Source organism: Pseudomonas sp. KK18 (assembly GCF_037094675.1).
Classification (GTDB): Bacteria; Pseudomonadota; Gammaproteobacteria; order Pseudomonadales; family Pseudomonadaceae; genus Aquipseudomonas.
This window is the reverse complement of record NZ_CP146605.1, coordinates 40,531-61,476: the sequence shown is the minus strand read 5'-3', so window position 1 is coordinate 61,476 and position 20,946 is coordinate 40,531. Positions and strand designations below refer to the sequence as shown.

General features: G+C 55.4%; 21 protein-coding genes and 1 pseudogene. 7 read left to right on the top strand and 15 right to left on the bottom strand.

Annotated features, from left to right (window positions below):
- Nucleotides 1-405: 405 nt before the first annotated feature.
- From V6607_RS00295 to V6607_RS00280, 4 genes and pseudogenes are all read right to left on the bottom strand, one after another.
- Complete coding sequence (locus V6607_RS00295) at nt 406-1,350, bottom strand: hypothetical protein (RefSeq protein ID WP_058410472.1); 945 nt, start codon at nt 1,348-1,350, stop codon at nt 406-408.
- Nucleotides 1,343-3,445, bottom strand: coding sequence for a site-specific integrase (locus V6607_RS00290; RefSeq protein WP_033988177.1), 2,103 nt, complete (start codon nt 3,443-3,445; stop codon nt 1,343-1,345). Before V6607_RS00290 ends, V6607_RS00295 begins: the two co-directional genes overlap by 8 nt.
- Complete coding sequence (locus tag V6607_RS00285; RefSeq protein ID WP_058410473.1) at nt 3,442-5,796, bottom strand: site-specific integrase; 2,355 nt, start codon at nt 5,794-5,796, stop codon at nt 3,442-3,444. The genes V6607_RS00290 and V6607_RS00285 overlap by 4 nt, the downstream gene beginning before the upstream one ends.
- Before the next feature lie 86 nt (nt 5,797-5,882).
- A pseudogene (locus tag V6607_RS00280) lies at nt 5,883-6,107 on the bottom strand (radical SAM protein); the annotation flags it as partial.
- A 287-nt stretch (nt 6,108-6,394) separates the two neighbouring features.
- Between V6607_RS00280 and V6607_RS00275 the strand changes: the two are divergent.
- Nucleotides 6,395-6,580, top strand: a complete 186-nt coding sequence (locus V6607_RS00275) for a hypothetical protein (RefSeq protein WP_177437389.1) — start codon at nt 6,395-6,397, stop codon at nt 6,578-6,580.
- 54 nt (nt 6,581-6,634) lie between these two features.
- Here V6607_RS00275 and V6607_RS00270 read toward each other — a convergent pair whose 3' ends face one another.
- The 3 genes from V6607_RS00270 to V6607_RS00260 are packed head-to-tail and all read right to left on the bottom strand — an operon-like array spanning nt 6,635 to nt 10,458.
- Complete coding sequence (locus V6607_RS00270) at nt 6,635-7,918, bottom strand: cytochrome c (RefSeq protein ID WP_102604427.1); 1,284 nt, start codon at nt 7,916-7,918, stop codon at nt 6,635-6,637.
- Nucleotides 7,919-7,930: 12 nt separating this feature from the next.
- Nucleotides 7,931-9,715 carry a GMC family oxidoreductase gene (locus tag V6607_RS00265; protein ID WP_003214867.1) on the bottom strand — a complete coding sequence of 595 codons (1,785 nt, stop codon included), beginning with the start codon at nt 9,713-9,715 and terminating at the stop codon, nt 7,931-7,933.
- 2 nt (nt 9,716-9,717) lie between these two features.
- The gene (locus V6607_RS00260) at nt 9,718-10,458 is read right to left on the bottom strand and encodes a gluconate 2-dehydrogenase subunit 3 family protein (RefSeq protein WP_003214869.1); all 741 of its coding nucleotides are present in this window, start codon (nt 10,456-10,458) and stop codon (nt 9,718-9,720) included.
- Between the two features lie 284 nt (nt 10,459-10,742).
- Between V6607_RS00260 and V6607_RS00255 the strand changes: the two genes are divergently transcribed.
- The gene (locus tag V6607_RS00255; RefSeq protein WP_102604429.1) at nt 10,743-11,429 is read left to right on the top strand and encodes a tyrosine-protein phosphatase; all 687 of its coding nucleotides are present in this window, start codon (nt 10,743-10,745) and stop codon (nt 11,427-11,429) included.
- 27 nt (nt 11,430-11,456) lie between these two features.
- On the opposite strand, the gene V6607_RS00250 is transcribed toward V6607_RS00255, so the two are convergent.
- Both V6607_RS00250 and prlC read right to left on the bottom strand, forming a co-directional pair.
- Nucleotides 11,457-11,729 carry a YheV family putative zinc ribbon protein gene (locus V6607_RS00250; RefSeq protein WP_003214872.1) on the bottom strand — a complete coding sequence of 91 codons (273 nt, stop codon included), beginning with the start codon at nt 11,727-11,729 and terminating at the stop codon, nt 11,457-11,459.
- Nucleotides 11,726-13,825, bottom strand: coding sequence for an oligopeptidase A (gene prlC / locus V6607_RS00245; RefSeq protein ID WP_173406107.1), 2,100 nt, complete (start codon nt 13,823-13,825; stop codon nt 11,726-11,728). The genes V6607_RS00250 and prlC overlap by 4 nt, the downstream gene beginning before the upstream one ends.
- Before the next feature lie 54 nt (nt 13,826-13,879).
- On the opposite strand from prlC, the gene V6607_RS00240 reads away from it, so the two are divergent.
- Entirely contained in the window at nt 13,880-14,422 is a 543-nt protein-coding gene (locus V6607_RS00240; RefSeq protein WP_134325495.1) for a gamma carbonic anhydrase family protein, read from the top strand.
- 11 nt (nt 14,423-14,433) lie between these two features.
- Nucleotides 14,434-15,087 (top strand): HAD family hydrolase, encoded by a 654-nt coding sequence (locus V6607_RS00235; protein ID WP_134325494.1) that lies wholly within the window; start codon nt 14,434-14,436, stop codon nt 15,085-15,087.
- 96 nt (nt 15,088-15,183) lie between these two features.
- Here the strand turns inward: V6607_RS00235 and V6607_RS00230 are convergent, their stop codons facing one another.
- Complete coding sequence (locus V6607_RS00230; RefSeq protein WP_134325493.1) at nt 15,184-16,239, bottom strand: aminopeptidase; 1,056 nt, start codon at nt 16,237-16,239, stop codon at nt 15,184-15,186.
- A 142-nt stretch (nt 16,240-16,381) separates the two neighbouring features.
- Between V6607_RS00230 and V6607_RS00225 the strand changes: the two genes are divergently transcribed.
- Nucleotides 16,382-16,804 (top strand): hypothetical protein, encoded by a 423-nt coding sequence (locus V6607_RS00225; protein WP_032899915.1) that lies wholly within the window; start codon nt 16,382-16,384, stop codon nt 16,802-16,804.
- Here the strand turns inward: V6607_RS00225 and V6607_RS00220 are convergent, their stop codons facing one another.
- Both V6607_RS00220 and V6607_RS00215 read right to left on the bottom strand, forming a co-directional pair.
- Nucleotides 16,805-17,044 (bottom strand): DUF1161 domain-containing protein, encoded by a 240-nt coding sequence (locus V6607_RS00220; RefSeq protein WP_003214887.1) that lies wholly within the window; start codon nt 17,042-17,044, stop codon nt 16,805-16,807.
- Nucleotides 17,045-17,157: 113 nt separating this feature from the next.
- On the bottom strand, nt 17,158-17,589 hold the full coding sequence (locus V6607_RS00215) for an OsmC family protein (RefSeq protein ID WP_008439587.1): 432 nt from the start codon (nt 17,587-17,589) through the stop codon (nt 17,158-17,160).
- Between the two features lie 217 nt (nt 17,590-17,806).
- On the opposite strand from V6607_RS00215, the gene V6607_RS00210 reads away from it, so the two are divergent.
- On the top strand, nt 17,807-18,808 hold the full coding sequence (locus V6607_RS00210) for an LLM class flavin-dependent oxidoreductase (RefSeq protein ID WP_087694564.1): 1,002 nt from the start codon (nt 17,807-17,809) through the stop codon (nt 18,806-18,808).
- A gap of 118 nt (nt 18,809-18,926) precedes the next feature.
- Here the strand turns inward: V6607_RS00210 and V6607_RS00205 are convergent, their stop codons facing one another.
- Nucleotides 18,927-19,154 (bottom strand): DUF1161 domain-containing protein, encoded by a 228-nt coding sequence (locus V6607_RS00205; RefSeq protein WP_003214893.1) that lies wholly within the window; start codon nt 19,152-19,154, stop codon nt 18,927-18,929.
- Nucleotides 19,155-19,271: 117 nt separating this feature from the next.
- Nucleotides 19,272-19,487, bottom strand: a complete 216-nt coding sequence (locus V6607_RS00200) for a dodecin (RefSeq protein ID WP_008439585.1) — start codon at nt 19,485-19,487, stop codon at nt 19,272-19,274.
- 156 nt (nt 19,488-19,643) lie between these two features.
- Between V6607_RS00200 and V6607_RS00195 the strand changes: the two genes are divergently transcribed.
- Complete coding sequence (locus V6607_RS00195) at nt 19,644-19,970, top strand: DUF883 family protein (RefSeq protein ID WP_003170746.1); 327 nt, start codon at nt 19,644-19,646, stop codon at nt 19,968-19,970.
- On the opposite strand, the gene V6607_RS00190 is transcribed toward V6607_RS00195, so the two are convergent.
- Nucleotides 19,967-20,863, bottom strand: a complete 897-nt coding sequence (locus tag V6607_RS00190; RefSeq protein ID WP_134325492.1) for a LysR family transcriptional regulator — start codon at nt 20,861-20,863, stop codon at nt 19,967-19,969. The two genes, V6607_RS00195 and V6607_RS00190, sit on opposite strands and share 4 nt — an antisense overlap.
- Nucleotides 20,864-20,946 lie beyond the last annotated feature (83 nt).

The window sequence follows — 20,946 nt, the reverse complement described above, 5'->3', positions numbered from 1 at the left end:
CCAAAATGAAGGATACACACAATTATTTTGGCCTCGATAAGGGGTACATCAGAAGTGACTTAGAAACATCACTTAAATACTGATTAAACTGACAAAGCGAAGCAGATAAATCAACTAACCGTAGCTCAAATTCCTCGTCATGAGTTGAACCATTCTGGGGAACACAATTATTATCCGCACTGCGCGCATATAGAACACCATGTGCTCTTAATTCGGATTCTAGGTCACGAAGCAGAGCTACTACCTGTGAATTTTGATAAATTAAGCTCCGCTTAATCCCACATGCTTCAACAAGCTTTACTCTTGAAAGCCTAGTCATATCTGCTGAACCGTATTCCGCCCAGTCTCCCAAGCGACGTCGCTCTTCAACAAACGATTGGAAACGCTTCAGACCATTCACTGATTTCATGCCAAAATGATTGAGTCGAAATTTTCGCTGAATTGTATTTCTTCGAGCCGCGCAGCCGCACCTTTAATGGATAAAATATTCAATTCAAGAGCCGCACCATTGAACTGTTTTTCGGCCCTAGAGATACAGACATCAAGGCCTATACTAAATCGAACACAGTGCACAGGCACGTTAAATTCCTTCCTAATTCTAGAAATTAACAAACTCCGAATTGAAACTGTATCACTTGCTCCACTAACATATAAGGATACACCTGGAGTAGATGGCTTGTGGTTTTCAATCCAAGATGACTTGCCGCACATTGGAAGACCGAACATTATGTAGACTGTGGTAACAAGTGAAGATCGATTTTGATTAGATAACGAGTCCAGTTTCTCCAAAAAATTCAGAATGGCCTCAGATTCTGATACTGCATTAGGCACTTCCAAAATAATTTTTGAAGTAATAATTCCTGATACCGCAGGAGTTAATGATTCAGCAAGAGCCGCCTTGAGATCTGCACGCAAAATTGCGTTCTGATTCTTCTGATGAGTTAGCTCTTGAAGGACCTTAGCCTTCTCAACTTGCTTAGCTGGCTTTTCACTAGCCAACGCAAAGTAATATTGCACCCTCTCGATCAACTGATTATATGTGGTGTTAGCTCTCTCCCTTAGTAGGGATAACTGCTCCTCCAACTCTTTCAGTCGATGATGTATTTCTTGAGAGTTTTTGAGTGGTTGTTCGAAAACCACACTTGAATCCTCTACATCCCCCCCCGAATGAACTGTTCTTTTTATGACTTCCCTGACCTTCACCCAGTCAGGATCATGCTTTTGATTGATTGTTGCCCGAGCGACACCAGATAATTTAGCAACCTCCATCACGGATATTTTTTTTCGGCCGCCTCTGTGGAGCGCTGAAATAGTCCCATATACCCGGTTGAGCAGTTCTTGCTTAGCCATTCGCTACCTGCTTAAGGAAATTATGTGCCTCATCCCCTACAACCTCGTGAAGCCTCTTAAAAGCTTCAGCGATTCGTTTCTGCGAATACTCCTTCTGAGTCGCTCCACAGTACCTATGCTTAATCATATTATCGTGGAAAATTATCTCATTCTTTAATGATGGAACATTAGCCTCGACAAATGCAGCATATCTACAATTATATGGGTCACACGCAAACAAATTTGGATGAAGCCTCGACCCAGGGCTATCATTCTTAGCATCACAAGGTGACTCGCTGGTAAGTCCTGGCGTTCGCAAACAGATTGCAAGATTCGTTCTATGCAAAAGCTTCACACCTTCATCAAGCAAAGATGCGACATACTGACTTAAGCTTTCTTTCCCCGCGTTTTGCAATTTAGCCCTGAGTATTGGAGAAGAATTAGCAGTCTTGGCCAACCTTTTCCCGCCAATGCCCCCAATTTGACCAGAAATGACTCCTTGCAAAACTTCGACAAGAATCTCCGTATTTTCCTCAATCAAGGTAGCTTTGACTTCATCGTTCACGCCAGGTAAAGAAAGGATGTACTTTAGCGTCATTTTTAAGCTACGGTGAGAAAAAAGGCGTTTAATAATTTCTAGATTACGCGAGTCTTGATGAATTATATAAAGGGCTAGAGACTTCCGAAAACGATGTGGGTGTACTCTATATTGAATACCTAGGTTGCCTGCCACTCGATTGCAAGATCGCTCAATCCCAGTGGTCTGCGGAATGTTTCCAAAACTGAACTTTGGTATCTTGGCAAACAGATAGTCGTGCTTACCATAAGCACGAGCATCACGTCCCATTTCTACTACGACTTCAATTGCGTCCGCAGCAATTTTCGGAATAGGTATTGTTTTAATATCGCCCTGTGAAGAAATCGAAGTTTTGAAAACAGTATAAGTAAGCCAATATCCATCAGCCTTAAATGAAAGACAATCCACCTTAAGTCCAATGACCTCTGATCGACGCATGCCAGTCAGACAAAGAAGAAGTACGATACACGCATCTATCAGAGCTACAACGACGCTAATTACAGCTGCTTGATTTAAATACTGCCCCTCATCATTCTCATGCGTTCTTTCTTTGATTACTATTCCCCACCAGGGCATACCGTTATCTAGCAACTTTGGCTTATAATCCCTAAATCTTTCAACCCCCTCAACGGACGCCGTTGAAACACCAAAATTAATCGCGGCAAGCTTTTCGGGAGTCTCAAAAGCGCCTACTATCGTTGGTGCAAAGTTTTTATACAACCATAGGACATCAGCGCTATAGTTTTCAACAAATCCCACGCAGTATTTAAATATTTCTGCATAGTCATCGAGCGGAATTGGTTCGAAAGGTCGAGAGGACTCGTCGTATTCTCTTCTATATTTGGCGACAAGATCTTTAGTTACGTATGAATCGTATAGTGAGTACTCTGGCGGAAGCATACCCATCGATGACATGCCCTGCCAGAAGGACATTAAGTAACAGAACTCCCACTTAATTCCAGAGGTGGGAAGCGACTCTATATAGTGCTCCACACTCGACTTGGCCAAATCATTCACCGTCCTATAATCTGGTGAATTATCAGAACCTAAATATAGACCCTCGGCATGAAACAACCCGACAAGTCTTAATACTTTAGTTTTATCTGTCTCTAGAGATGTATAAGCATTAACACGACCATGAATTCCGAAATGCGGTACACGGTAAAATAGCAGCGCCCTAGCAATATTCACCCAATGTTCGTGCCCTACGCCACAAACATTCACACCATACATATTATCATAATCAAAATTGATTCGTATGGGGTATCCATAGGGTGAGGGGTAATCCCCAAAATCCCAAACCGGATCGCCGAAAGAGCTTCTAGGACTTACCCTAATATAACTCCACTCGCTCTTATCTATTTTTGAAAGATTGAGTATATTTACATTATCGAAAATGAGCCCAAGTGAAGAGTCGCCACTCAGAGCCTCATCATCTTCTTCAGCAGAGATAGGCTCTGACTCTTCCTCGTAATAACCCAGTCCACTTCTTATTTCTTCTAAAACTGCTTTTAATTGGTCACGTGTTGGAGTTGTCATGAGAGCCCTATCATTGTCAATGGCAGTGCATAGCAGTGATGTTTCGATTGATCTATTGCCTCCGCAATCTCAATCGGGTCCCCCCAGCCCTCTATAACCCCCTTCCACCCTAAATACTCAGCCCGATAGCTTTTCTCCCATTCTAAGGGATTTAACCGCTCCCTCAGACCGTCAAGGTCGGAAATTCTTCTTGCAATAAAAGGTAATGCTTCTTTGAAGATCACACACTGTGAGCATAACGGACAACGATTGAAGTAGTTGCACGGCGTATCCGTCCTAAGAAAACTTTCAGCGCCTGGCCAATCTGGTCGCCTTGAGTTTAGACAACTTGCAATGAATGTCTGACCTTCCGGAGAAAGCAACTGTATTACCGCATCTTCAGAAGAATTCAGCCTACCGACTAATGGTGCAACAACTGACCTTAGTTCTTCTTTGCTACCGCAACGTAGAGTGGCTTCACGCAGCTCAACCAAAGACACATCTGTAAGAAGATTTGCTGAGTAACTTCTAAAATCTTCTTCATGTTTTCTCTGAATCTTCCTTAGACGACCATTTAATATTTCTGCCGCCCCCCAGTCACTATCATAATGATTTACTGTGGTATCGAGATTCGAATGCCCCATCATTGCCGAAACCTCGTCAATATCTAAACCCTGTTCTCTCCGTCGAGTTTCATAGGTAGTTCGAAGACGTTTCGTTTCAATTCTGGGGGACTTGGTATCCGTATCCAATTTTATGCCGTGGCGAAGTAGAAACTCCGTTGAAGCGTGCCCAAAATTCGTAGTGGTTACGGGCGCGCATAAGCGACCAAACTTATTCCAAAGATTCTTCGAAATGACACACTGGAATAATTTACCCTTTAAATAATGAGGCGACGACAAATGCTTGGTTACTTCAGCGGCAACAAAGCGCAAGACCTGATACGCGCCAAACTTATCTCGCTTGTTTGATCTATGCATTTGGCTTTTGTCGGACCGTCCCTTGTACCCATAAATAATCACATAGTCATCATCCAGAAGGTCCTCCTCAATGTGGTCGTCTAGGTTATCGCTTATCGATACCACAACCTCAAAGTTCCAGCCCGTCTGCAACATCACGAAGAGAAAGAATGGGAATATAGTTCCCATTGTGAAAGCTACTCTGCTGAAGTATGCCATTTGACCTACTTCATAGGGTAGGTGCTCTGGCCCGACCCTCATATACATCAAGGCCGACCGTAATCTTTTTTCCAGCGTAGAATATTTTTTGTTTGTTCCGTGAGCGGTGTTTTTACTCCACTCAGAGGAAAAGAGATGTCCAGCTTCCTCGAAGCTCACTTGCATAGGCCAATCAGGATAAAGTCTTCCTACATTTGCAGTTGCAATTCGCCCAGATTCTTCTCGATCACAGCCATACACCATCCCCCGTTCACTGACCTCAGTACCAACTACAGGGCGACCTTTAGCCGCCAGTTCATGGGCGCGGGCTCGGTAAATGCCCAGAAACTTCTCTATACTTATTCCATTTTCCCGTATGTAATATTTAACATCTCCAGTGATGCGTATGACCCACTCAAACCCCTTAACATGTGTCGCCTTGATCGACCCATTGGATCTTTTGGCCTGCTCATTCATAACTAGATCAAACATCAAGTTTTCTAATGAAAGATCGTATTCCAGCATTGGTTGCCCGTCTTTCACTAGACCTTTGTAACTCTCCATCCACTTCATAATAAACTTAATATCAACCAGGCATCCCTCTACAAGCTTATTATGAATCTCCCTGCTATATCCTTCTGTTACTTGCTCGTTCATCGCCGGTCCAAGTGGCCATTGAAACTCTTTGCCGACCCAGCCCTGCCCTTTATATTTATTTTTCAACGAGATGAATATATTTTTTAATGCACCGTATCTTTTTCTATTTACGGTGCGGCCTGGATACGAACGAATTAAAAATGACCTAAAATTCATGCATACCTGCCCATCGACATCAGCAACACCTTTGACTGATTTATTGATCGGCTCAGCGCTATTTAGAAACAGCACAAACTCTTGGATTGAGTAATAGATGTCTTGATGGGATTGATACGTGATCAATCTTTTTGCGGCATGGAGCTGCGCACCTATGAGTAACTGCTGAACAATTAATTTATGGTGCGGATACTCATTGACAAAATCGGTGAAGTCACGGACGAAGTCCTTGGTGCCAGTGGTCTTGTTTCGGACAAGCAACCCTTGAGCTGAAACATCCACTTGTCCCCTTGCAGTGCTTCTTTTTTGGATTGCTTGGGGGGTGTTTTCTGGCAGCTTGCGCTGGAGGAGCGGTCGTTCACTCGACTCAAGGGCAGACTTGGAGAAGGGTTTGCGTGGCATCTGACCTCCAATTGGATTGGGTCTTTAGCCAGCAATATCAAGCATCACTAGACAGTCTGGCCATACATTTTTGTTTCGACGATAACATGCTCGCAGCCGCGATACGGGTTGATCGCCCGGTCAAACGGGATATCCGGCGAGCTGTTGCGGGTAATGATGGTTTTCGCGGTTTCGATACGGACTTCGGTGCCCTGGGTCTGTGGCACTTCCTGATACCAACCGTCGTCTTCCGCCACGCTGACGGTGGGCGCAAAACGGTTGTGCAGGTTGGTGGCCGTGCCGCGCCCGCGAGGCGGCAAAGGGACATTCATAGTCAGACCTCATAAACTGTATCCATATACAGTATTCGAGAAGATCGCTTTTCACCAGCACCACTGGGCGGCGCGGTCTAGCATCGACCTTCGCACGAACGGAATGACACCTTCCTACATGTAACCAAACAAGAAATAAATCGCGACATATGTGACATGGATAAAGTTATTAACACATCGCTATGATCACAACTTAACTCATTACCACCTACAGGATATTTATGTCTCAGGATGAACTACGCTTTACATGCGAAGACTTTGAAAAAGATAACAGCCCGGAAGTATTAATGGCGCGCTTTACCGACGGTAAACTGTCCTACGCCATGTATGCCTCTTCCTCCAACAGGGACGGGCACTACGACACCACCTCCACCACCACCGACCTGGATAACGACGGCGACTTCGATGAACAGGACAAGACCATCTTCCTGAACATGGCGAATAGCTTTGTAAAAACCTGCGCCCCTCGATAATTGATCGGCTAGTTGCCAGGCTTATATATAAAACTATAAACCTGGCAACTGACACTACTTCTCTGAAGTTTGATCAGCTTCGGTAGTTACTGCATCTTTTCGCAAGTCTTTCACTTGCGAAGCCTTTACAGGCTCTCCCTTATTACCCCAACTGTCCCGAACGAAACTGACGACATCCGCCACTTCCTGATCCGACAGCCGCCAGGCAAACGCCGGCATGGTGAAGGTCGAAGGTGCCGTATGCGTCGCCGGCAACGTGCCGCCGTTCAACACGATGTTGATCAGCGACGTCGCATCCGCCGTCTGTAGCACCGGGTTGCCCGCCAGCGCCGGGAACACGCGGGTGTAGCCGTGGCCGTCGGTACGGTGGCACGCCGCGCAGTTGTCGATGTACACCGAGGCCCCCGGCTTGCTGTCATCGCCCTTCCACAGCGCGTCGGCGACTTGTTTGTCGTACTGGTGCGGCTGGTCCTTGGGATCCACCGCCGGCAGGGTCTTGAGGTAACGGGCGATAGCCGTCAGGTCCTCTTCCGACATGTACTGCATGCTGTGGACCACAACGTCGCTCATGCCGCCAAACACCGCACTGCGATCACTGCGCCCGGTCTTGAGGAATTGCACCAGTTGCTCCTCGCTCCAGCTACCCAGGCCGTCCTTGTGGTCGCCCCGCAGGCTCTTGGCAATCCAGCCTTCCAGCGGCGCACTGCCGGACAGGAAAGCGCTGCCATCCGACGCACTCAGGGATTTTTCCTGCATGGTCAGGGCCCGTGGCGTATGGCAGGCACCGCAGTGGCCAAGGCCCTCTACCAGATAAGCGCCACGGCTGATCACCGGATCGGCGCCCGCCTGGGCCTGGTAGTCCTCGACCTTGGGGGCGAACATCCAGCGCCACCCGGCCAACGGCCAACGCATGCTCAACGGCCAGGGAATGTCGCTGTCCTTGTTCACCTGCGCCACCGGCTCCACGCCCTTCATGAAGTACGCGTACAGCGCCTGCATGTCGCTTTCGCTGACCCGCGCGTAAGACGGGTAGGGCATCGCCGGGTAAAGCGTACTACCGTTCTTGGCGACGCCATGGCGCACGGCCTGGTCGAAGTCTTCGAAGCTGTAGTCGCCCAGGCCGGTTTTATCCGGGGTGATGTTGGTGGAGTAGATGGTGCCGATCGGGGTTTCCATCGGCAGGCCACCGGCGAACGGTTTTCCGCCCTTGGCGGTGTGGCAGGCCACGCAGTCACCGGCGCGCGCCAGGTATTCACCCTGTTTGACCAGATCGGTTTCAGCCGCACTCACCGAGCAGTTGCTGAACAAAGCCAGGGACGCGATAACAAATGCTTTCATGGTCATCGCTCCTTATGCCTGAACCAGTGGGCCGGGGTTTTTCAGGTACTGCTCGCGAATTGCCCGCGCCGACCAGTAGGTCAATGCCGCCACCAGGCCCGTAGGGTTGTAGCCCAAGCCTTGTGGGAACGCGGAAGCGCCCGGGACAAACACGTTGTGTACGTCCCAGCACTGCAGGTAGCGGTTCAAGGCACTGGTTTTCGGGTCGGTGCCCATGATCGCGCCACCGTTGAGGTGGGTGGTCTGGTAAGACGCGGTGTTGAAGTGCTCGCCCACCTTTTTGCCCAGCAAGGCAATCGCCTTGGGGTTCATCGCTTCGGCGATCTTGCTCATTTTTTCGACCATGAAGCGGTTCATCTTGATGTCGTTTTCCTGCCAGTCGAAGGTCATGCGCAGCAGCGGCAGGCCGTAGGCATCGCGGTAAACCGGGTCCAGGTCGAGGTAGTTGCCACGGTAGGATTGGTGGGCGCCATGGGCATCCATCGACACCTGATGGGTGTAGTAATCAGCCGTGGCGCGCTTCCACGCGCTGCCCCAGGCCGGCGTGCCCGGCGGGTTGGAGGTACCCGCAATCGGCCGGCTGCCCGCCTGGTTGACCCACATCGGCGAGCCGCCCACAAAGCCGTGAGGCCCATGGTCGAAGTTGTCGGCGTTGAAGTCATCGACCGCCACGCCATTGCCGCCGGCACCGATAAAGTTGTTGGTGTGCACGTCCTTGTCGAAGAACGCCTTGATGGTGGCCATGTTCTGGTAGGCGAAGTTGCGGCCCACCACGCCCTCACCGGAGATCGGGTCGTAGGGTTTGCCGATGCCCGACAGCAGCATCAGGCGCACGTTGTTGAACTGGAAGGAACCGAGGATCACCAGGTCCGCCGGCTGCTCGCATTCCCGCCCCTGGGCGTCGACATACGTCACGCCGGTCGCCTTGCTCCTGGTGCTGTCGAGATTGACCTTCAGCACGTGGGAATTGGGCCGCAGTTCGAACTTGGGTTCCTGGCGCAAGGCCGGCAGGATGTTCACGTTCGGCGAAGCCTTGGAATACATGTAGCAGACATAACCGCTGCAGAAGCCGCAGAAGTTGCACGGGCCCATCTGGGCGCCGTAAGGGTTGGTGTACGGCCCCGATGTATTCGCGGAAGGCAGGTTGTAGGGCTTGTACCCCACGGCCGTGGCGGCCTTCTGGAACAGCTGTGCGGAGACTGTGTTCTTCTGCGATTCCAGCGGGAAGTGATTGGAGCGATCCGGCGCATAAGGGTTGCCGCCCTTGCCTTCGCCCACCAACTGGCCCTTCACCGTCCAGGCTTGCCCGGAGGTGCCGAAGACTTTTTCGGCATAGTCGAAGAATGGTTCCAGCTCTTCATAGCTGACGCCGAAATCCTGGATGGTCATGTCCTTGGGAATGAAGTTTTTCCCGTAGCGCTCTTCGTAATGGCTGCGCATGCGCAACTCGATCGGGTCCACCCGAAAGTGCACGCCGGACCAGTGCAGGCCTGCACCGCCGACACCGTTGCCAGGCAGGAAAGCGCCCAGTTGGCGGTTGGGCATCGCCACGTCATTCACGCTATGGCGAATGGTCACGGTTTCCTTGGAGATGTCCTGGAAGAGCTTTTTACGCACGCTGTAGGTCAGTTCGTCGATGACCTGGGGATAGTTGCCGTCCGGGTAGGTGTCCTGCATCGGGCCGCGCTCCAGCGCTACCACGTTGAGGCCAGCTTCCGTCAGCTCCTTGGCCATGATCGCGCCGGTCCAGCCAAAGCCGACAATCACTGCATCCACTTTCTTCATGATGGTCGCCACGTTTACGCCCTCTCGCCACGGATCGAAACAGCCGGGAAGGGGTATTGCTCGTTGCGTTCAACCCAATCCATGAAATCGGCGCGGGCGCCGGGGAAGCCGATCATGGTCCAGCCGACCATGCCTTTGTTGCCACCGTGGACCGGGTCGCAAAAGAACCCTTCCTTGGTGTTTTGCAGCAACAGATTGAAGAAAATCTTCGGCGGGACGCTGTCGAACTGCGCGTCGCCGGCCTCCAGGCGCTGCAACAACTTTTCCTGGGTAGCGCTGTCTTGCTCGGCAAATAGCTTACCGTTCATCGCTTTCGACCAGGCATCCGTGGCAGCGATGCCCAGGCGATAGATCTCCTTGGGCACCAATTTGCTCTGCCAGCCCATTTCAGGCGGCGCGTCGGCATTGAACGGGCCTTGCATGAACCACAGGGCACCCGCCGCGTACGGCGTGTTCATCTGACGGTCGATGTATTCCGGCGCGCCGGCTTCCAGGGCGCCTGGGCCCTGGTCGTCCGCCGGGATCAGGCGCGCAACGGCCGCGTTGATAAAGGCCCATTCCTCGGCAGTGAAATAGCTCGGCTCATAGGCCTTGCTGCTGACGGGCGCCTTCTCCGGGCTGGCTTGAGCCGGTTCGGGAACCGCCATCAGCATCGAACCGCCCAGGCCCGTGCTGGCGACAGTGACCACGGGGATCAAGGTCAAGGATTTGCGTAAAAACTCACGCCGGGGGTTGTCTTGATCTTGATCAGACATGGTGGCACCTCATCATGTGGTCACGGATTTATCAGCCGCTTCGAGGAACGACTTATAGTTTTGGCAGTAAATGGGATCCAAAGGACCCAAGGGGATAGAACACAGCAGCAATCAATAGTTACAAAGGATAGCAGGCTAAGGATTGGGGAAAATCGTTTCAGCGCGAAAAAATCTGCCCGGAGCCGGCTTATTCACGATTCTTTGACGAGTACCTCACACGGCATTGACCCCCTGTAGGCGAATCTGGGCCCCATCAGCCCCTTCCCTATTCGGTTACATCGCGCATGTTCAAGAATCAATTGCTGCCTGCCGTCAGCCTCGTGTTCATGGCGCTGTTCACCACCGCACCGTCCCAGGCCGAAGAGCTCACGCCCATTCGTTCGTTGGAATGGGCCCAGCCGGTGGGCAATCAATACAACCTGTATCAAATGACGCCCACGCTCTATCGCAGCGCGCTGCCGGATAGCGGTGCTGTTCCTGTATTGGAAAAGCTCAAGATCGGTACGGTGATCAACTTTCTGCCCGAGTCCGATGCCAAGTGGCTGAAATCACCCGGTATCAACCAAGTGCAATTGTCTTATCGCACCAACCATGTCGATGACGCCGATGTGCTCGCAGCGTTGCGTGCGATTCAGGATGCCGAAGCCAACGGCCCGGTGCTGATGCACTGCAAACACGGCTCCGACCGCACGGGCCTGATGGCGGCGATGTATCGGGTGGTGATTCAGGGATGGAGCAAGGAAGACGCGCTGAACGAAATGACCTTGGGCGGCTTCGGCGCCAGTAGCGGCTTCAAGGACGGCGTTCGCTACATGATGAAGGCGGATGTCGACAAGTTACGCACTGCACTGGCCAACGGCGAGTGCAGCACCAGCGCCTTTGCGCTGTGCTCGATGAAAAGCTGGCTGAATACCGCGGACAACGCCAAAGACCCGGCCGAGGAAAAAACCGCCTGGGTGGTCGCTCCCTGAGCCATCAACCCAGGGAGCGCTTCTCGGTCAGTCTTTTTTCAGCTTCGGATTAGGGAAGAACTGCACCGCCTGCACCTTGGGGTCCGGTGCTTTCAACGCCGACGTATTGACCCGCGTACCCAATTCCTTGGGCACTGACAGACCTTGTTCATTCAGCGTGTCGGAATAGCCGCAAGCCACGCATTCGCGGTGCGGAACATCGTCCTCGCTCCACATCATCAACTTGTCCGGCTCGCTGCACGCCGGGCAGACTGCCCCGGCGATAAAGCGTTTTTTGGTTTTCACAGGTGCTTCACTCATGCTGCCGCGTCCTCACTCAGGCCGCTGTGGCGCAAGAGTGCGTCAATCGACGGCGCCCGTCCGCGGAAATCGACGAACAGCACCATCGGTGCCTGGGAACCGCCACGGGCCAGGATCGCCTCGCGGAACGCCCGGCCAGTCTCGGCATTGAGCACGCCATCTTCTTCGAACTTGGAGAAGGCATCGGCCGACAGCACTTCCGCCCACTTGTAGCTGTAGTAACCCGCAGCGTAACCGCCAGCGAAGATATGCGCGAAGCTGTTGGGGAAGCGGTTGTAGGCGGGCGGACGCATCACCGACACCTCATCACGCACGCCTTCCAGCACCTGCAGCACGCTGCGGCCATCGCCATGGGTAGCGTGCAGCTCAAAGTCGAACAGCGAGAACTCCAACTGGCGAACCATCATCAGGCCGGACTGGAAGTTCTTCGCCGCGAGCATTTTTTCCAGCAGGTCCTGTGGCAGCGGCTCACCGGTTTCATAGTGACCGGAAATCAGCGCCAGGCCTTCCGGCTCCCAGCACCAGTTTTCCATGAACTGGCTCGGCAACTCCACCGCATCCCAGGCCACGCCGTTGATGCCGGACACGCCGGCGTGTTCGACACGGGTCAACAGGTGGTGCAGGCCGTGGCCGAATTCGTGGAACAGCGTGGTCACTTCATTGTGGGTCAGCAGGGCAGGCTTGCCGCTGTCGGCCGGGGTGAAGTTGCACACCAGGTTGGCCACCGGGCTTTGCAGCACGCCATCAACCGTGCGGCGACGGTCACGGGCGCCGTCCATCCAGGCACCCCCACGCTTGTTGGCGCGGGCATACAGGTCGAAGAAGAAGCGGCCGACGTGCTGGCCGTTTTCCTTGATTTCGAACAGGCGAACATCCGGGTGCCAGGTGTCGAAGCCTTTCTGCTCGGCGATCTCGATGCCATACAGGCGTTGCACGATGGCGAACAGACCGCTGAGTACCTTGTCGATCGGGAAGTAGGCGCGCAGGGCTTCCTGGGAAACGCTGTAACGCTGCTCACGCAGTTTTTCGCCGTAGAAACCGCTGTCCCAGCTTTGCAGGTCCGCGCAGCCTTGTTCCGCGGCATAGGCCTTGAGCTGTTGCAGGTCCTGGGTGGCAAACGGCTTGCTGCGCTTGGCCAGGTCACGCAGGAAGCTCAGCACCTGGTCGCTGGACTCGGCCATTTTGGTGGCCAGGCTCAGCTCGGAGAACGAGGCGAAGCCCAGCAGTTGCGCCAGCTCCTGACGCAGGTCGAGGATCTGTTCCATGACCGGGCCATTATCATTCTGACCGGCATTCGGGCCTTGGTCCGACGCGCGGGTGCAGTAGGCTGCGTAGATTTCTTCACGCAGGGCGCGGTCGTGGGCGTAGGTCATCACCGCGTAGTAGCTTGGGAATTCCAGGGTGATCAGCCAGCCGTCGAGGCCCTTGGCCTGGGCAGCCGCAGCCATTTGCGCCTTGGAGGAATCGGTCAGGCCGGCGAGGGTTGCTTCGTCAGTGACGTGCTTGGTCCAGGCCTGGGTGGCATCGAGCAATTGGTTGGAGAACTTGCTGCCCAGTTCGGAGAGCTTGCTCTGCACTTCGGCATAACGCTTTTGCTGTTCAGGCGGCAAATCGATACCCGACAGACGGAAGTCCCGCAGGGAGTGTTCCAGGATGGTTTTTTGCGCCACGTCGAAGCCGGCGGCTTCCGGGCTGTTGGCCAGGGCGTCGAAGGCCTGGAACAACTCGCGGTTCTGGCCCATCTCGGTGGAGTAGGCGCTCAGTGCCGGCAGGCACGCCTCGTAGGCTTCCCGCAGTTCGGCGCTGTTGCACACGGCATTCAGGTGGCTGACCGGGCTCCAGGCGGCACCCAGGCGGTCATTGAGTTCGTCCATGGCCAGGACCAGCCCGGCCCAGGTCGGATTTTTACCCTGGCTTTGCAGGATGCCTTCGATGGCGACGCGGTTGTCGGCGAGGATCTGTTCAATGGCCGGCTGTACGTGCTCGGCACGGATCGCCGAGAACGGCGGCAGGTCGTAGGACTGCAGAAGAGGGTTGTTCGCGCTCACGGTTGGCACCTTGGCTGAAGAAACATGTAAGAACAAAGATGGGGCCATCTTAATTACAATCAACGCCCACCGCAGCTATCAGCAGAAGAGAGAGAGCCTATCGTGACCCTTCGCACCTACCAGAATCACACGCCGGCCCTGGCCGCCGGGGCTTTCGTCGATGCATCGGCGGTGGTGATCGGCGACGTCGAAATCGGCACCGACAGCTCGGTATGGCCGCTGACGGTGATTCGCGGCGACATGCACCGCATCCGCATCGGTGCGCGCACCAGCGTGCAGGACGGCTGCGTGCTGCACATTACCCACGCAGGCCCCTTCAATCCTGATGGTTTCCCGCTGCTGATCGGCGACGATGTGACCATTGCCCACAAGGTCATGCTGCATGGCTGCACGGTAGGCAGCCGGATCCTGATCGGCATGGGCAGCATTGTGATGGACGGCGCCGTGGTGGAAGACGAGGTGATCATCGGCGCCGGCAGCCTGGTGCCGCCGGGCAAGAAACTTGAGAGCGGTTTTTTGTATGTTGGCAGCCCGGTTAAACAAATCCGCCCGCTGATTGACAAGGAACGGGCATTTTTCACCTACAGCGCCGCGAACTACGTAAAGCTCAAAGACCTGCACCTGGCCGAAGGCTTCGACCAATGACAAGGACACCCATGCATTACCAGACCGTTTTGTTCGACCTCGATGGCACCCTCACCGACCCGCGCGAAGGCATCACCCGCTCGATCCAGTTCGCCCTCGCCAAACTGGGGATCGATGAGCCGGACCTGACCAAACTTGAGCACTTTATCGGCCCGCCGCTGCTGCAAGCGTTCATGCAGTTTTATGGCTTCGACGAAGCCAAGGCCTGGGAGGCGGTGAATTTCTACCGCGAGCGCTTCAAGGTCACCGGCCTGTACGAAAACCGCGTGTTCGACGGCGTGATGCCGCTGCTTGAGGAATTGAATGGCCAGGGCCGCCAGCTGTATGTAGCCACGTCCAAGCCTTGGGTATTTGCCCGGGAAATCGCCCGGCATTTTGATTTCGCCAAGCACTTCAAGATGATCTACGGCAGCGAGCTGGACGGCACGCGCACCAACAAGGTCGAGTTGATCGCCCACCTGATGGCGCAAGAAAGCCTGGACCCGGCCAGCACCTTGATGATTGGCGACCGCAAGCACGACCTGATCGGGGCCCGCAGCAATGGGCTGGATTCGGCGGCGGTGGGTTATGGGTTTGGCAGCCGTGAAGAGCTGAGTGCCGAGGCGCCGACCTGGCATTTCGAAACGTTGGCCGAGATGCATCAGGCGTTTTTGCAACGGCCTTGAATGCGCTATCGCAGGCAAGCCAGCTCCCACATTTGATCACGGTCGGCCAAGACAACTCAGTCAAATGTGGGAGCCGGGCTTGCCCGCGATGAGGCCCTACCGGCCAACCACTTGCCCGGATCCCTCCAACGCCCTCAGGGCCGCCTTGCGCTGATCCACCGGCAACCCGCCCAGCTTCTCCACCGCGACAAAAAACCTCGCCCAATCCCCGCCTTCCTGCCGGAACAACGCGGCAAACGCCGGCACCCACTGGTCATACAGCCCAAACGGCAACAGCCTTGCGTTGTTCATCGGCAGGTTGACCCAGGCGTCATAACGCTTGTCGCCACCCCACTGGCTATCGCGCATGTGCCGGTAGTCACGGCGCAGGCGCTCGAATTCAGCGGCCTTGGCCTGGCGCATGGCATCTGCCGCCAGCGGCTGCGCATACAACTGCTCCAGGCGTTTGCGGGTATCGAGCACCAGCCGGGTGAACTGGTCGCGCTGTTTCAGCGCCGACTCGCTGGCAGGCGGCAAGCCTTGGGCGGCGCGCCATTGCCGGGTACCTTCCTGCTCGACGAAGGTGGCGTACGACTCGTTGAACTCGGTGTCGTCCTTCACATAAAACCGCTGGTGCGCCAGCTCATGAAAAATCAGCGTGGCCAGGCGCTCGTCCCCCCAGCTCATCATCGAACTCATGATCGGGTCGTTGAACCAGCCGAGGGTGGAATAGGCCTCCACGCCGCCAATCGACACATCCATCCCTTGCTGCTTCAACAACGCCGCCTGGCCGCGTGCGGCGCCCTGGTTGTAGTAGCCGCGATAGGCCACGCAACCGGCAATCGGGAAGCAGTGGGTTTGCGGGGACAGGGAAAATTCAGGCGTGGCGAACACGTTCCAGACCACGTAAGGACGGCCGATATCGGCATACAGCCGGTAACTCTGGTTATCCGGCAGGTGCAGGTGTTCGCTGGCGAAGGTGCGGGCTTTCTGCGACTGCGCCAAGTGCTCGCGCAGCACCTGTGGCCGGGACGGGTCGGCGACGACCGCGGAGACCGGCTCCCGGGCACGCAGCAATTGCCATTGGCCGTCTGCCAGTTGGCTGTAATAACTGACGCTGGAACAGCCACTGAGCAACAGCAGCATCAAGCCGGGAAGCAAACGCCTGACCATTAAAACCTCTCGCCGGTAACCATCCCGCCAGACTATCTCGCCTGTGGGGAATTTTTCCATGGCGTGGCGTGTTTATACTCATAGGGAGCGTGCTGCCGAACGCAGCCGTTCAAAAAACCATTCCTACAGTTGAGTGCTTAACATGCGTCAGCTACTGCTTCCCGTCGCCGCGATTTTTCTCAGTGCCTGTGCGTCGACGCCACTACCGCCGGTTGATCCACACCAGGCCTGGGTCGACTTCGCTACCCCGACACCCGGCGCCAAGCTGGTAATGGCGCAACGCCTGGACGGGAAAAACCTGAACGACGGGCGCTTCTTCCAGGTGCCGCCTGGCAGCCATGAGCTGATGGTACGTTTTGATTTCGAGGTGCCTACCGGCGGCAGTTTCGGCGGGTTTGGCCAAACCACTGACCGTACCTGCTTCATGACCCTGCAATACGACCGTTTCGAGGCGGGCCAGCGCTATCGCCTGGAAGGGCGCTCACTGGGCTACAACCCGAATATCCGGCTGTACAACAAAGCGGGTCAATTGCTGGCCGAAGAACGTAGCGTCAACTGCATCTGATCAGTCGTTGTTCTTCTGGTAGACGATGGCTTTGGTGCCATTCTCACAGCTGCCGACAACCATGGCGCTGTCGTGCTTGTCAGCTTCTTCCTTGGTGACGATTTCGAGGGTGTAGGACGGAACGGCATTCGCCTGGATTTTGACCTCGATCTCCTTCCTGAGCTCTTCACAATCTTTTGGCGCCGCCAGCGCCGACGTGGCCAGTGCACAGCAGATAACCGCCAAGGCAATACGTTTCATGTGTGAAGCTCCCTGAATGCACGCGCACGGGTGTGCGCTGAGTCTGCAATCGGCTATTCGACCACATTTGCACCTGCAGGGGCGAGCAAGCTCACCCCTGCAAGGGGGTTGCATCAACTAACCAGCGTGCCATCCAGGGTAATGGTTGCATTCAGTACCTTGGACACGGGGCATCCTTCCTTGGCCTTTTTGCTCAGCTCATCGAACTGCGCCTGGCTGGCGCCCGGGATCTTCGCCTTGAGGGTCAGGTGCACGGCAGTAATCGCAAAGCCACCGTCCACTTGGTCCAGGGTCACTTCGGCCTGGGTGTCGATGCTGTCGGCCTTGAGCCCGGCATCGCCGAGAATCATGGAAAACGCCATGGAGAAACAACCGGCATGGGCTGCGCCGATCAGTTCTTCAGGGTTGGTGCCCTTGCCACCTTCGAAACGGGCCTTGAAGCCGTAAGGCGCTTCACGCAGAACGCCGGTTTCGGTGGAAATGGAACCCAGGCCAGTCTTCAGGTCGCCTTCCCAATGCGCGGATGCTTTTTTAACAATACTCATAGCGGTCTCCTCGAACGGTGGTTTTGCGTCAGTAAGGGTTCTGAGGATAGACGCCACGGCAAAGTTCATCTTGTCGGAGAAACCTAGCGATTAAGTAGGAAATTTCACCATCGCTATTGAATCTCGGGTATATGCCCTCATTGCATAGGACATGCACATGAAGCGGCAGGTTTTGGTTCGTCTAAGAAGCCTGCGCCCCCATTGGAGAAGCAGGCTTATGAAATCGCTGTCCGACGTAAAGTTCTCGACCCTCGACCTCGTGCCCGTGCGCGCCAACGGCAGCCCGGCGCAGTCGCTGCGCAATTCCCTGGACCTGGCCCAGCACGTGGAAAAATTCGGCTACAACCGTTTCTGGGTCGCCGAACACCACAATATGGACGGCATCGCCAGCTCGGCGACCTCGGTATTGCTGGGTTACCTGGCCGGTGGCACCTCGACGATCCGTGTCGGTTCCGGTGGCGTGATGCTGCCCAACCACGCGCCGTTGGTGATCGCCGAGCAGTTCGGCACCCTGGAAAGCCTGTACCCAGGCCGTATCGACCTGGGCCTGGGCCGCGCGCCCGGCTCCGACCAGATGACCGCCCGCGCCCTGCGCCGTGAACGTTCCGGCAGTGCCGATGATTTCCCGGAAGACGTGGCTGAACTGATGGCCTACCTCGGCCCGCGCACTCCGGACCAGCGAGTGATCGCCGTACCCGGCACCGGCACCAACGTCCCGGTATGGCTGCTGGGTTCAAGCCTGTTCAGTGCGCAACTGGCAGGCGAACGCGGTTTGCCTTACGCCTTTGCCTCACATTTCGCACCGCGCCTGATGCATGAAGCGATTCGCGTCTATCGCAACCACTTCAAGCCTTCGGCCGTGCTGGACAAGCCCTATGTGATGCTCGGCATCCCGCTGGTGGCCGCCGACACCGATGAGCAAGCCGACTACCTGGCCACCTCGGTGTACCAGCGAATTCTCGCTTTGATGCGTGGGCAAAGCCTGGTGCAGCGCCCGCCGGTCAAGACCATGGACGGCCTGTGGCTGCCCCATGAGAAAGACGCGGTCGGCAGTTTCCTCGGCCTGGCCATGGTGGGCAGCCCGCAGAAGATCCGCGCCAAGCTGGAAGTGCTGGTGGAGCAGACCGGCGCGGATGAGCTGATCTTCACCTGTGACCTGTACGAGCATGCCGACCGGATTCATTCCTACGAGCTGCTGGCGCAGGTCATGAAGGGCTGAATCCAGGAGTGAGGCGGGACGCAGAGCATCCCAGGCTTCATTCCCACGCGGAGCGAGGGATCGCAGGCATAAAAAAACCGACGCACTCGCGTCGGTTTTTTACGTCTGCAACACGGGATCACCCGCGCTTGTAGGCGATTTCCTTGGTACCGGCTTCACAGCTGCCGACAACCGTGTGGTCACTAGGTGCAGCACCTTTGTCCACGATTTCCAGGGAGTAGCCCGAAGCGCCTTTAGCGTCGATTTTCGCCGCAATCTCGCTTTTCAGCTCTTCACAAGGCTTGCCCGCCGCCAGGGCCGTGCCCGCAATGCTCAACAAACCTACCGCCAACAAAAAGTTCTTCATCCGTCACTTCCTTGGGTTGATCGAAAGGAAGCACGCCGACGCTCGTCACGTCGACGTGCCTAAAGATTGTAGCGGAGTTTATGGCAATCGGCCAGCGCGCAAGTTCAACCGGCTCAATCAACTACTGGCAATTCGGAACCCCACCTTGAGGGTGACCTGGAAATGCGCAGCCTTGCCGTCCTTGATGTGGCCACGGGTTTCGGTCACTTCAAACCACTCCAAGTGCTTGATGCTCTTGCTGGCTTCAGCCAGGGCATTGTTGATGGCCTCCTCGATGCTGGTCGCGGAAGAGCCCACCAGTTCGACTTTCTTGTAGGTGTGATGATCACTCATAAGTTTTTCTCCTGGGGTCGTTAATCAAGACTAGCAGTGAATTCTCGTACTGCTTCTGGCGGCTATTGCGATGTGAAAGTTCAGATTTACTGCACTTTCTGAAACCGCCGCAGTCGGAAACAACACACGCCACTCAATCACTCCAGGAGAGCCCACATGGCCAACACCTCTTTACGCAAAGCGTCATTGGAAAGCATGGAAGCCGAGATTTCGAGCCTGCTCAAATCTTTGGAAAGCCTCAAGGACGATGCGTCTGACGAGTCGCGCAAAACCCTGAAGGCCCTGAAAAGCAATGCCGAGAACGCCCTCAAGCATTCTCGCCACCTGATCAGCGATGCCTACGAAGAAAGCAAAGTCAAAATCCGCGAAACCGGTGTTGCAACACGGGACTACGCGCAAGAGCATCCATGGACTACCGCCGGTGTTGCCGTCGGCGCGCTGGGTCTGCTGGCGGCCTACTTGCTGTGCAAACGCGGCGATTAAACGTCCTGGCGCGCAAGCTCAGCCTTGAGCCACTGCGCCAGTTGCCCGGCGCGCCCATCTGCGGCGCGCTTGGGTAGCCACAACGCCAGTTGCGCCGGGGTTTCACTGAAACCCCACGGCGCAACCAGGCGACCCGCTCGCAGGTCCTCTGCCACCAGCGGCTCAGGCGCAATTGCTACCCCTAGCCCGGCCACCGCCGCCTCCAGCAAATAATACAAATGCTCAAACCCCTGACCGTACTTCAACGCGCCAGCGTCGATCTCATGGTGCTGCGCCCAGCTGGGCCAGGCTTGCGGGCGTGAGGTAGTGTGCAACAGGGCCTCATTCAGCAGCGCCTCGGGAGGCGCCTGGCGCAATCGCTCGTAATGGGCAAAACGCGGGCTCATGACCGGGCCGATGCGTTCGCTGGCCAATTCGTACACCTGCATATCCGCCGGCCATGGGGGTTCGGCGAACACCAGCAGCGCGTCCAGGCCGGGGCGGCGTGGGTCAAGATCGCCTTCACCCGCCGACAGATGCAGGCGCAAATCCGGCAACTCGGCGTTCAGGCGCCCCAGACGCGGAATAAACCAGCGCGCCAGCAGGCTGCCGGAGCAGCCGAGCACAAACGGCGCATCGGCACTGCTTTGCGTGAGCTCGGCGCAGGTGTCCCTCAGTCGCTCGAACGCCTCGAAACTCGCATCCCGCAGACGAACGCCGGCATCTGTGAGTTTGAGGCCGCGCCCGTCCTTGGCGAACAGGCTTACACCAAGGTGTTCTTCCAACACCTTGAGCTGCCGGCTGACCGCACCATGGGTCACGTGCAGTTGCTCAGCGGCCTGGCTAACGCTGTTCAGGCGCGCAGTCGCCTCAAAAGCGCGCAAGGCATTCAGCGGTGGGAGGTCTCGGCTCATCTGTGAGTTTTCCTGACAGGTTGTGGCGATCTTATCGGTTTTCACGTGGAAGCGTCAGGGGTAGAGTGACCGTCATTGCCTCT